The sequence below is a fragment of the Roseateles sp. P5_E11 genome (genome assembly GCF_054049355.1).
Window position 1 is genome coordinate 1 of record NZ_JBFUMO010000105.1, and the last position, 14,007, is coordinate 14,007.

At 64.9% G+C, this 14,007-nt stretch carries 2 protein-coding genes; both read left to right on the forward strand.

The annotated features are described in order from the left end of the window. A complete protein-coding gene (locus ACXJKR_RS10550; protein ID WP_457322807.1) occupies positions 1-1,035 on the forward strand; it encodes an alpha/beta hydrolase family protein in 1,035 nt (344 codons plus the stop codon). A 75-nt stretch (positions 1,036-1,110) separates the two neighbouring features. Then, positions 1,111-14,007: hypothetical protein (locus ACXJKR_RS10555; RefSeq protein WP_457322808.1), on the forward strand; the 12,897-nt coding region annotated here is incomplete at its 3' end.

The following is a 14,007-nucleotide window of genomic DNA, read 5'->3' on the forward strand; positions in this document are numbered from 1 at the left end:
ATGTTCTTCCGCTTCCTGCTCACCAGCCTGGCGCTGAGTGCCTCCGCGCACGCCGCCACCGTCGGCACACTGACTCTGCCCGCCGACGATGACGGCGGCGCCGTCACGCTGTTCTATCCCACCGCCGCCGCCGGCCGGCCTGAAACGCGCGGCGACCTGCAGCTGATGCTGGCACCCGACGCGCCACCGGCCCCCGGCAATGGCCGCCTCATCGCCATCTCGCACGGCTCGGGCGGCGGGCCCTGGGTGCACACGACGCTGGCCAAGGCCCTGGTCGAGGCCGGCTTCACGGTCGTGCTGCCCCTGCACCGCGGCGACAACTGGGCCGACCCCGGCAGCCCCGGCCCCGACAGCTGGAAAAAGCGCCCCGCCGAGATCAGCCATGCCATCGACCGCGTCGCTGCCGACCCACGCTTTGCCGGCCTGAAGCTGGACCGCGTCGGCGGCTTCGGCATGTCCGCCGGCGGCCACACCATGCTCAGCCTGGCCGGCGGCGCCTGGTCGCCCGAGCGCTTTCGCGCCCGTTGCGAGCGCGACCTAGCCGAAGACTTCTACAGCTGCATCGGCCTGGCCACGCGGCTGACCGGCGGTGCGCTGGACGGCCTCAAGCTCTGGGTGGCCCGGCACGTGCTCGACTGGAAGTTCCGTGACGCGACGCCGCAGGTCCACAACGACCCGCGCATCGCCGCCGTCGTGGCCGGCGTACCGGTGGCAGCCGATTTTGATCTGGCGACCCTCGCCAAGCCGCGCGTGCCACTGGGCCTGATCACCGCCGATGGAGACCGCTGGCTGCTGCCGCGTTTTCACAGCGACCCGCTGCTGGCCGCCTGCCAGGGCTGCGAGTTGATCGCTGCGCTGCAAGGCGCCGGCCATGGCGCATTGCTGGCACCGCCGCCGCCGGCCGACAACCTTGGCCGCCTGGAATGCGACCTGCTGTGCGACCCGCCTGGGTTTGACCGGCGCGCGATAACGGCGTCGTGGGTGGAGCGAACGGTGGGGTTCTTTCGCCAGCATCTGCTTGGCGCCGAAATGTGACCATTTGAAACAGAAGCTAAACAGCGCACCTCAACCCTGGATTACCTAAGTAGTACCGATCCTTGGGAGAGAGACATGGTTTCAGTAGTCACGGGTAGCGGCAATGGCTTGGTCAACACCTCCAAGGACGTGTTGGGCGGGGCGGGAGGGCTGGGGCAGGCCGCCACGGGGCGAGCCGGTGAGCAGATCACCGTCAACGCGGCCAACGGCAACCTCGTCATCCAGGACCGCGACGAATACCTGGTGGGCGTCGGCCCCGACGTCGACCTGCTTCGCACCTACAACAGCCAGGGCGGCTGGGACGGCGATAACGGGGATGGCTGGCGCGTCGGCTACTACCGGCGCGTGTCGGGGCGCGTGGGCACCGTCAACACCACCGGCAGCAGCATCAAGCGCACCGATGCGGACGGCCATGAGGCGTCGTACTCCTTCGACACCGCCACCGGCAAGTACCTCACGGCCGAGGGCTCGGGCCAGTTCGACAGCCTGAGCTACGGCGCCGGTGTCTGGACCTGGACCGATGGCGACACCGGCACGGCAGAAACCTACGCCAATGTCGACGGGGAGATCTACCGGCTCTCACAGGTCAGCGACGCCCAAGGCAACCTGGTCAAGGTTGACTACGACGGCGGCGGCCTGATCAGCAGCCTGTCCACCTTCAAGGCCGGCAGCTCAACGGCCGACGAAGTGGTGACGCTGAACTACACCGGCACGCAGCTGTCCAAGATCACCACCAGCTACAAGGATGCGCAGGGCGCGCAACAGACGCGCAGCGTCACCAGCTACGGCTACACCGGTGGCCGGCTCAGCCTGGTCACCACCGACCTGACGCCCGAAGACACCACCGCCGACACCAACATCTACACCGTCAGCTACGGCTACGACGCCAACGGCAGGCTGCAGACCATCACCCAAAAAGATGGCAACACACAGACCATCGACTACTGGCCCGACAGCCGCGTCAAGTCCATCACGGACGATCAGAACCGCAAGACCGGCTTCGTCTACGACACCACCAACCGCACCACCACGGTGACCGACGCCCTGGGCCAGGTCACCACGCTCAAATACCTCGGCGGCGTCAACAGCGGCCAGCTGGAAGAGATCAGCGGCGCACTGCTCGGCGGTGCAAGCTTCAAGCAAAGTTACACCTATGACAACGGCGACGTGCTGACCAGCACCAACGCCAAGGGCGAAGTCACGACCTACGAGTACGCCGGCGCCGGCAAGCTGGCACGCCGGACCGATGCGGCGGGCAACGTGCTGGAGCGCACCTACACCAGCACGGGCCTGCTCGCCTCGGAGACGACCTACACGGTGGCCGACACGGACGGCGTGGCTGGCCCACTCAAGGCTAGCGGTGCGCGCACTACCCAGTACATCTACGACACGACGCAAATCGCCAAGCGGCGCCTGGCCTATGTGCTGGGCCCGCAGGGTGAGGTGACACGCTACGTCTACAACGGCTGGGGGCTGCTCGCGCGCCAGGTGCAGTACACAGCTGCTGTTTTCAGCGACCCCAATCCCAGCTTCACTTCGCTCGAGAGCTGGGTGAACGGTCCCCAGGCGCAGAGCCTGGATCGCCAGATCGTCGAGTTCGACTACGACCTGCGCGGCCAGGTGAAGGAGCAGCGCCGCTACACGACGATGGCCCTGTCCAACGGCGTTGCCACGCCGGGCGGGGCGATCAAGACATTCACCAGCTACGACGCTTTTGGCCGACTGCTCTCCAGCAAGGACACGAACAGCAACGGCACCACCTATCTGTACGACGGGCTGAACCGCGTGACCAAAAGCGTGGACGCGAACGCCGCGATCACGCTCTATACCTACGCTGATTCGGATCGCAAGACCTCCGTCAAGCTGGACAACGGCCTGACCACGGTGCAGATCTTCGACACGATGGGCCGCCTCGTGTCCAGCGACGTGCTCGGCGCCGTCAGCCAGACGGCGCTGGGCGCCACCAAGTACTTCTATGACGCGGTGGGCCAGCTGCGCCGCGTGCAGGACGCCACCAGCGTCTCCAGTCACACCCTGTACGACGTCAGCGGTCGCAAGAGCGCCGACATCGCCGCCAACGGCCAGCTCACCGAATACCTCTACGACGGCGCGGGGCGGCTGACCCAGACGGTGGCCTACGCCACGCTGGTGAGCGAAGCCACGCGGGCCAGCTTGAGCGACGCCCAGGGCCAACCCACCGCCAAGACGGTGGCAGACGTCCGTCCCGCGGTCGATGCAACGAATGACCGCGTCACGACCTTCTACTACGACGCCGCCGGCCGGCTGGCCGGCACGCTGGACGCCGACGGCTACCTGACCGAGAACAAGTACGACGGCACCTCGGCGCTGACGGCCCAGACCCGCTATGCCACCGCCGTGGCCGTCACGCGCCTGGATGCAACCCAGGGCACCACGCGCACCAGTGGTCCGTCCATGTCAGCGCCCACGGCAGACGCCGCGCGGGACCGCACGACACGCAACCTGTACGACGCCACGGGGCGCCTTGCCGCGCGGGTAGACGGCGACGGCGGCCTCACCGTCTGGAAGTACGACGCGGCGGGCAACACGCTCTCGCAGCTGCGTCGCTCCGCCCTTCTGAGCGATGCACAGCGTGCCAACCCCTCGCTGGCCGACTTGCAAGCCCTCGCGCCATTGAATGACGACGAGTTCACCCAGTGGGTCTATGACACAGCGGGCCGCCAAATCGCCCAAGTCAACGCCGAGGGTTATCTCACAGAGTACAAGTTCGATACCGCAGGCCGGCCCGCTGGAAGCATCAGTTATCTCGCCCAGGCCATCAAGCCGGTGGTCAGTGGCAGCCCGGCAAGTCTGAAGTTGTTCAAGGCCAGCGACCTCACCGATGCCTTGCGGACCTCGTTGAGCAGTCCCAAGTTGCCCCTGTCCGCCAGCAAGACGTACAACAACCGGGGTTTGCTGGAGCAGGAGACGGCAGCGGACGGCACCGTCACCTTCTACGACTACGACAGCCTTCAGCGCCTCAAATCCACCACGCTGGCCAAGGGCTCGGGCGAGGATCGCAAGCAGAACATCGGCTACGACGACTGGGGCCGCGTGCAGAGCACGCAGATCGAAGGCGATGCCACAAGCACCACTTTCACCTACGACGCTGCAGGCCGCCGAACCAGCGTGACCGATGCGCGCGGCAACAAGACCTTCTTCTACTACGACGCGCAAGGCCGTCAGGTCTACGCCATCCTGCGCGACCCGATCAAGGGTGGCGAGGTCACGGAGACGATCTACAGCAACTTCAGTGAAGTGCAGGCCACGGTCACGCACAGCCAGCGACTCTCGGTGGCCGACGCCACCGGTCTGGTAGGTGGCAAAGTTGACACAGCGGTTGTGAGCCGTGCGCCTGCAGCTGACATCTCGCTGTCAAGCGCGATTGCCGCGCTGAACAACGCCGGCCTGGACAACCGCAGTGCGGTGACCTTCAACCAGCGCGGCCTCATCCAGCAGGCCATTGATGCGCTGGGCAACAAGGCCGACTACAGCTACAACGCCTTCGGCCAGCTCAGCAAAGAGATCCGCGACATCGATCCTGTGGGCACCGCCAACGCGCGCCGCCTCACGCTGGACTATGGCTATGACCGGCGTGGCAACGCCACTCGAACCGAACGCAGCGGCCCGGGGCTGACCAGCAGCGTGATCACGGGCAGCACCTTCGACGCGCTGGGCCGGCTCTACAACATCACCGACGAATTCAACCGCGTCACTCAATACACCTATCTGCGCGACAGCGGCACCGGCCGCAAGATCACGATTGCGGGACCGGCCGGCACCACATCGACCACGTATGACGCGCTGGATCGAATGGTCACCCGTGTTGATCGCACCATCAGCACCGTCACCTACACCCATGACGCCGTCAATCGCAAGCTGACGGTAAAGACGGCTGCCGGTATCCAGGTCATCACCGAGTACAACCGCCTCGGTCAGGTCTACAAGGTCACCGACGGCGCCGGGGCGACCACCACTTACGCCTACGACGCCCACGGCAACCTGCTCACCGTGACGGATGCGCTCGGCAACGTCACGCAGAACGGCTACGACGCCAACGACAACCTCGTCCAGGTCGTTCAGGGACTGAAGGCCAACGCCGGCGGTGCCCCGATCAATGACGGGGCCGCCAGCACGACGAGCTACAGCTTTGACGCCGCCAACCGCGTGCTGATACAGACGGTGGACCCGCTGGTCAACAACGGTGTGGGGCTGAACCTGCAGACCCGCTACGAGTACGACGGCCAGGGGCGCAAGCTCAAGATCACCGACCCTCGCGGCACCGTCACAACGCAGGTCTACAACGCCAGGGGTGAACTTGCCGACGTCATCGTCGACGACGTGACCGGCGGACTCAAGCTCAAGACCAGCTACGGCTACGACGCCCAGAGCCGCGTGCTCACTGTCATCGACGGAGCCGGCACGACCTCCGCCCGCAAGGTGGCCTATGCATACGACATCCTGGGCCGACGCACGTCCGAGACCGTCGACCCCGACGGGCTGAAACTCAAGACCAGCTACGAGTACGACGCGRCCGGGCGCCTGCTGTTGAAGCGTGACTCGCAGAACAACGTCACGGCCCGCTACAGCTACGACAACGCCGATCGCCTGCGCTACGGCGTCGACGCCCTTGGTGCCGTCACGCGATATGACTACGACGGTGAAGGCCGTGTCACGGCCATCCGAACCTATGCCACAACGCTTTCGGCGGGCTGGGCCAGCAAGACCTACGACGAACTGCGTACTGCTCTGGACATATTGAGCGCCGGCCCGGCCGAACAGCTCAGCATCAATTCCTACGACGGCGATGGCCGTTTGATCTACAGCGTCGACGCCCTGGGGCAGGTCACGGAACGCAAGTACGACGGTGCCAATCGGCTCGTGTTGGAACGCAGGTACGAGCAGATCATCACCGGGGTCAGCGTGGGCATGTCGGCCTCCACGATCTACGGAAAGCTGGTCAAGGTCGATGCCAAGGATCACGTCACCCGCTACGCCTACGACAAGGTTGGCAATCAGCGGTTCGTCGTCAATGCAGAAGGCTTCGTGAGCGAGCGGCGCTACGACGCGGCAGGCCGGATCGTGGCGAGCGTGGAGCACGAGCAGCCCTGGACCTGGAGCGTCGGCACCGTGCCAAGCGAGGCTGACCTCGCGGCGATCTATTCGCCGACCAAACGCGAGTTCAACAGGGACATGGACGGGCTAGGGGGCTCCGTCGGCATATGGGAAGCCGGGCGGCTCAAGCTGGTCAGCGAGCCCTTGCCGAACGGCGGCTGGGCTCTCATGACCAGCCCAAAGCTGATGCCGGTCGGGTCTGTACTCAAACTCGACTATCAGCCGGTTCACCTCCAGCAGTTGATGCACATCATGCTCAAGGATGGGGCTGGTGGTATGAGCCGAGCGGCCCTGATTTTCAAGAGCAACGGACACGTCTATACCCAGCGCCGACAGCTACCCGCCGGAACGTTTGTGGAGGTGGACATCGGGGTCTACGTTCCGGGCAAGACGTACAGCATCGAGATGGAGTCGACTGCCACCGGCGCGCGCGTTTTTGTCTATGAAAAAGGCACGTCGCGCGCCAGTGGCTTGGCGGCAACGATTGTCGAGCCGACCATGGACTGGCAGTCCGTTCGGGCTGAGTTTGCCATCTTGCGTGCGTCCGATTTGCCGCCAGGTCAGACGGTCAGCTACATCGACAACATGGAGGAGGTGCCACCCCTCAAAGGCCGCGTCACGCAGTTCGCCTACGACGCCGCAGGCCGCCAACGCTTTGCAGTCGACGCCGAAGGCTATGTCACCGAGACGCGCTACGACGACGCCAGCGCCCGCACGACGACGCTGCGCTACGCCAGCCGCCTGAGTGGCAGCAGCAGCTACACGCCTGCTGCCTTTGCCCCCGTGCTGAACACGTTGACGGCTGCACTTCCGGGTCTGGGTGCGGCGACCAGCGTCATCCGTGAACTCGACCGCGCCGGGCGACTGAGCGTTGAGACCGACGGCAATGGCGTGCAGACCCAGTTCACCTACGACGCCGCCGGCCGGCTGGAGACCGAGGTCCTGGCCAGCAACGTGGTGGGGCAAGCCAGCACGACGCGCTACGCCTACAACGGCGCCGGCCAACGCACCTCGATCACGCGCGCCGACGGCACGGCGCTGGCCAGCACMACGCGCTACGAGTACGACGCCCAGGGCCGCCTGTGGCACGAGATCGACCCCCGCGGCRTCGCGTTGGCCGAAGGCACCGGCGCCTGGGAGCAGGCCGAGCGCGCGCGGCTGGGCTACGCCGCCGACCTCTCCACCCTGGCCGCCGATGCCAAGGCCGCGGCGCAAACCGCGCTGCGCAAGCTCTACACCACCGACTACGGCTACGACGCCGCCGGCCGCGTCACGACAGTCACCGACGCGCTGGGCGGTGTCACCGCGACGGACTACGACGCCTTCGGCCGCGCCAGCGTCATCACCGATGCGCGCGGCTTCAAGCGCTACCAGGTCTACGACAAGACCGGGCGCCTGCTGCAATCCGTCGATGCACAGCGCTACCTCACTGCCTATGGCTACGACGCCTTCGGCAACCTCACCAGCAGCCTGCGCGTGGACGCCAAAGTGCAAGGCACGCTCTCGGGCGGCCAAGCCGTCGTTCTGGCCACCGCGGCGCAGRCCAATGGGGCCTACGTGCTCACCGCCGCCACGGCCGACGCCCTCACGAGCCGCACCTACGACCGCAACGGCCGCCTGCTCCAGGAGACCGACGCCGAGAACTACGTCGAGGGTACCGATGTGCTGGACGCATACGGCCAGCGCCTGAGCGTCAAGAACAAGCTCGGCGCCACCGTCACCTACGCCTACGACCGCCTCGGGCGCCTGCTCACCGAAACCCTGCCCGTGCAGGCCAAGGACGGCACCGGCGCGCTCAAGGACGTCGTCAACGAATACCAATACGACAGCCGCGGCAACCGCATCACCAGCATCGAAGCCAAGGGCCTGGCCGAACAGCGCACCACGCAGATGGCCTACGACGCCAACGACCGCCTGGTCCGGCGCATCGGCATGGGCTACACGGCCACCGCCGCCGACGGCAGTACCAGCACCGTCACGCCGGCCGACGCGATGCGCTACGACGCCCGCGGCAACCTCATCGAGCAAGTCAGCCATGGCCAGCTCCAGGCCGACGGCCTCACGGTCAGTGGCGGCAGGCGCTCCGTGGCCTGGTACGACGCGCTCGACCAAAAGACGCTGGAGATCAGCGCCGACCGCGTCGCCTCGCGCGCCAGCTACGACGCCGCGGGCAACCAGGTCGTGCAAACCGTCTACGCCACGCGCATCGCCGACGGCGTGACCCTCGACCCGGTGGGCGGCGCGCCCGCGACCACCGCCGACACCGCCAACGACCGCACGCTGCGCACCCTGTACGACGCGCTCAGCCGCAAGACGCAGACTTCGCTGGACAGCCTCTACGCCTGGAGCAGCGGTGACGGCACGGCCGCCTTCGTCATCAGCGGCCTGACGCCGAAGAACACGGTGCTGCAAAGCTTCTTCTACGACGCGGTGGGCAACCTGACCGAGCGCAAGGACGGGCGCGACAATTCCAGCTTCGAATACTTCGACGGCAACGGCCGGCGGACCCTGTCCATCGACGCCGGCGGCGCGGCCATCGCGTGGGAGTACGGCCACGCAGGCAACGTCGCCACCAAACAAACCCGCTACGCCGCGATGCTGCCGGGCGGCTACGCCCGCCAGGCCGACAAGCTGGCCAGCGCCGGCGCTACCAACGACCCGGCGCAGCTCATCCCCGTCATCGCCGGGCAGAACGTACCTGTGGGTGAGCAAAACCGCATCACCGAGGTCAGCCTGGACCGGCTGGGCCGCGTCACCGAGCAGCGCCTCTTGAACGTGGCGCAGGACACCGTCGACGCCAGCGGCACCCGCACGCAGAACACGACGACCGCCATCACCCGCTACCAGTACAACGGCCTGGGCGCCGTCACGCAGACCCAGGCGCTGGCCACGGAGGTCGGCACGACCCTGACCTGGGAGCAGACCGACATCAGCTACGACGGCCTGAATCGCGAGACACACCGCGAGGCGCCGGGGTATGTGGACTACCTGAACGCCAACGTCCGCCCGACCACCGACACCGAGTACGACGGCCTGGGGCAGGTCAAGCGGCGCATCCAGCGCGGCAAGGACACCACCGTCGAGACGGRCGACCGCATCACGCTCAGCGGCTACGACGCCAACGGGCTGCTCGTGCAGACGACGGACGCCGCCGGCGCCATCACGACCTATGCCTACGATGCCAATGGCAACCTGAGCCGGCGCGTGAACAAGGACGTGCGCCGCTCGGACAGTACCGCCAGCGCCCCCAAGCTGCGCGACATCATCACCAGCTACGAGTTCGACGCGGCAGGGCGCATCGTCGTGGAGAAGCATTGRGAGAGTGACAAGACCGCCGCGGCCGAGACCCGCAAAACCCGCTACAACGCCTTCGGCGAGTTCAGCGCCAAGGGCATCGGCGACAGCTGGGAGGAGTTCGCCGAGTACTCCACGCTGGGCAAGGTCGTGAAGACGAATTCGGGCGACGGGGCGATCAAGTTCTATGTGTATGACGCCAACGGCAACATGACGCGTGAGATCCGCGGCAATGGCGATGCGACCTACAAGGTGGCCGGGCTGGACGTGGCCATCGACCTGCGCAACCTCACCCTGCAGCAGGCCACCTCCGGCAAGCGCAACCCGGCCGACACCGTCACCTTGCCGCTGTATTCGCGGGTCTCGATCTACAACTCCCGCAACCTCATCACCCAGACCGTCGATCCGCAGATCGATGTGCTCAAGAGCGCGGTGACGATGAGCAGCCTGTATGACCAATCCTGGGTTCCGGCATGGCAGCCCATGCAGCCGGCGAATCTGCAAGCAGGGAATGTAATTCCGCTGGGAACATTCACGACAATCAGTGGATCAGCGCCGAGAATTAATTTCCAGCTGGATGCTGGAGATTGGTTTGACTTCTACACGGGAACCAACCCATGGGCACCATTGGCGAGCAGCTATAAAAGTCAAAGCGGCGCGTTTTCAATTAACTTGGAGTCATACAAAGGCACGGGTCCTCATACATTCTTTTATACCAGGTACACGTCTATTTTCAATATAGGGGTGCCCACAGTAAGCGGTGTGGGGTGCAGCGTGAAAAGCCAAGGCGCCGGCCAATTTAGCGTCGACAATCAAGGCAACATAACCATTGTTTCTCATTCGCTCACACTTCCCACGGGGGGATATCCCGCTGGCACGGATCGTAATCGTGTGGCCGTCAATTTTCAGGACCCGGTTGGGTTCGGAAAAGATGCCGACTATCAATTCTCGTTAAGTACTGATGGTTCCAGCTACACCGATCTCGGTCGGTATACGTGTTTGCAGTTTGGTAACAGCCCGAATTGGCCAGCTGCGGTAGACCTCTCTTCATACAGGCCAGCCAGCGGATCCGTCGTGCTTTTCTTGAAGTATCAATACTTCAGATGGCCCAACACGGCAGGGACCCTGCGCCTGCGCCTTTATGCTGACGGCACCTTATCGCAAGAAACGAATTACGCGGATCCCAATGCGATGCCGCTTGTATTTAATGTCAAGGGCAGAAACATTCCGCAGGCGCAGCTGTGGATCAACGGGCAATGGCGCGTCGCTACGGGCACATATCAACCGCCTCAAAATGGACAGGACGGCTTTACCTCGTTCTCTATAGATGGCCGTGGTCTGGTTTCTCCTGGAAATACTTACGCCTATCGGCTGTATCCAAAAACAAGCGCGGGCTATACCTACCTGAATGAAACCAACGAGGAGCTGCTGCAAGACGGCCAGATCGCCATTGATGGGTCTGGTGGGACCCGAATCCAACAACTAGTTGCGGTACTCGCCAACCAACCCAGCGTCACCATCAAGCGCTTCCAATCCTTCAACGCCTTCGGTGACGTGGTGGAAGAGCGTGACGAACGCGTGGCCGAGCGCATGCTGGCCGCCATCAACGACGACCGCAAGAGCAAGGGCCAAGCAGCCCTCACGGCCGGTCAACTCACGGCCGACCAACTTGCCGGCGCCAAGACCACGCTGCAATACAACACCCAGGGTCAGCTCATCGTCAAGCTCGACCCCGAGACCTTCGTCACCGCTGAGAATGGCTACCGCTACCGGGCCCGCCCCGAGACCCGGTTCGGCTACGACCTGCTGGGCCGGCACACCACCATGCTGGATGCCAACGGCAACTTGAGCCGCGTGCAATACCTGGCCGGCAGCCGCGGCGACGATGCCCTGGTCATCAGCGAATTCGATGCTGCCGGCGGCAATGCCGATACCTACAACGCCACCGGCGGCGGCATCCGCACGAGCCAGTACGACATCTTCGGCGACGCCCGCAAGACCACCGATGCCGAGGGCGCCGTCACCGAACGCAGCTACGACAAGCGCGGCCTGCTCACCACTGTTACTCGCAAGGGCGTGCAGCGCCTGGCCAACGCCACGACCGGCACGCTCGCCGACGGCCGCGACCTCAGCGACAGCTACGCCTACGACGAACTCGGCCAGCGCCTGACCGCCACCAACGCGCTCAGCATCACCACCCGCACCGACTACGACGCCCTGCAGCGCGTCGTGCAGACCGTCTCCGGCAACGGCTTCGTCACTGGCTATACCTACGAGCTGCGCCAGGCCGGCGCCAGCGGCATCGCCAGCCTGGCCGGCGCCGGCGGCGCGGCCACCACCACCGGTGGCTATGTGCGCACCACGCTGCAGGCCGACGGGCGCAGCCTCATCGACAAGGTCGACTACTTCGGCCACACCACCTGGCACCAGGACCTCAGCGGCGCGCAGTTCACCTACACCTTCAACAGCGCCGCCCAGCTCGTCAAGCAGACCAGCACCGTGCACACGGGCCAGAGCACCAGCCAGAACGTCGACTACACCTACTACGCCAACGGCTACATCCGCTCCTTCACCGACAACACGCAAGGCATCACCAGCGAGTACGCCTACGACAACGCCGGCAACCGGGTGGCTGAGGGCACCTTCAGCCTCGTCAACGGCACCAAGACGACCGCCTACCAGAACGCCACCATCACCTACGACGAGCTCAACCGCATCTCGCGGGTGCGCGACGTCAACTTCTTCGACGTGGCCTACGAGTTCGACGCCGTCGGCAACCGCCGGCGCATCACCGCCACCTACTGGGACGGCCTGGCGGGGCTGCTGGGCGGGGGCACGCAGGACTACTGGTACGCCTACGACAAGCTCAACCGCTTCGTCGTCAGCAAGGGCCGGTTGGAGACCAGCGCCGGGGTGGCCACCACGACGCGTGGCACCGGTCTGGCCGACACCGGTGTTGTCATCAAGCGCGGCACCGAGGGCACCCAGCTGGGTTATGACAAGGTCAGCCAGCGCCGCCTCGCGACCTACACCTACCAATCAGGCAACGTTGCGCAGACCATCGACGAGACATACGGCTACAGCCAGGACGGCTACCTGCAAACCACCAAGCAGGGCACGACGCTCGTGGCCACCCGCAAGCTCGACGACATCGGCCGCACGGTGCTGTTGACCGACCTGCAAAACAAGCAGTCCACTGCCAGCACCTACGACAAGGACAACCGGCTGCTCGCGCAAAGCTTCATCGGCAAGATCGACAACCTTGGTGATACCAGCGGCAACTTCACGCTGACGTACAAGTACTACACGAGCACTGCCGACACGACTACCAGCGACACCGGCACCGGAGCGCTCGCTTCGAGCGTTCAGCAACCCACCAGTGGCTTCAGCACCACCACGACCTACCAGTACAAGTATTGGGACTCCGAGCAGCAGTCCAAGATCACAAAGGCCGCAGCGGGTCAGGAAAACTACACGACCCTAGGCTACGACATCAACGGCCATATCAGCAGCACCTTCGACGATGGCAGTGGAGTCAGTCGCAGCTATGTCACCAACGCCAACGGCCAGGTGCTTCGCCGCTCGGGTACCAACGGCACACACTACTTCTACTACGCCGACGGCCATCGCGTCGGGGACGTGGGCAACACGCCTGACGACAAGTCGCGAGTGAGCTATGCGGAGGAGCTGGCGCGCCGCGGGTCGGCCGAAACCGCGGACCAGCGCCGCGAGCGCTATAAGAATCCCAGTCCCGTGACCAGCGCGGATTTCGACCAGAATTACGAGCCCATCAACGACAACTTCCCCGGCAACGCCGCCAGCAGCTACACCGTGAGGCGTAACGGCGAGACGCTGCGCGATATCGCTCAGGCGATGTGGGGCGACTCCAGCCTCTGGTATCTGATCGCCGAGAGCAACGGCATGCTGACCGACGGTGCGCTAGTGGCAGGCCGAGTGATCGTCATTCCCAACAAGGTCACCAACATCCACAACAACGCTTCGACCTGGCGACCGTACAACCCGGGGGAGGCGATTGGGGCCGTCGACCCGACACTTTTCAGTCAGAGCGCCCATAAGAAGCTGATTGAGAGCATGGACTGGCGAGAGGCACATCCCGTGGAGCCCCTCGTGCACCCGCACGGCCGTTGGATCAGCGGTAATAGGAGCTTTGTTCAGTCCTACGACAGTGGCGAGAGCAGCGGTCAGAACGCCAACAGGCGAAACGCGGACAGCGCGGCGAGCGTCGGCTATTACGACTTCAACCGGTTGGCGAGTGCGGCTACGCCGCTCTCGGCCGATGCGGTCACCCAGGCGTTGTTCAGTGCCAGCTACAGCGGCACAGGCAACTGGACTTCCGGCGCGGAGGTCGGTGGAACGAGTGACTGGGCGACGAGCCAGATGCTGACCAGTAGCTACAGCTTCTCGACGTCGCTGGCAGGGCAGCTCGGTAGCTGGGGTGTTGGGATTAAGTTGAGCGATGTCGGCGTCGAGGAGGTGGACTGGCGCGGCGTGTCGCAAGCGTCCTTTTCGTCGGACGTCTTTGAT

What these genes read in the sequence shown, in the direction of transcription:
- ACXJKR_RS10550 (WP_457322807.1), top strand. Translation starts at nt 1, where the DNA reads ATGTTCTTCCGCTTCCTGCTCACCAGCCTGGCGCTGAGTGCCTCCGCG.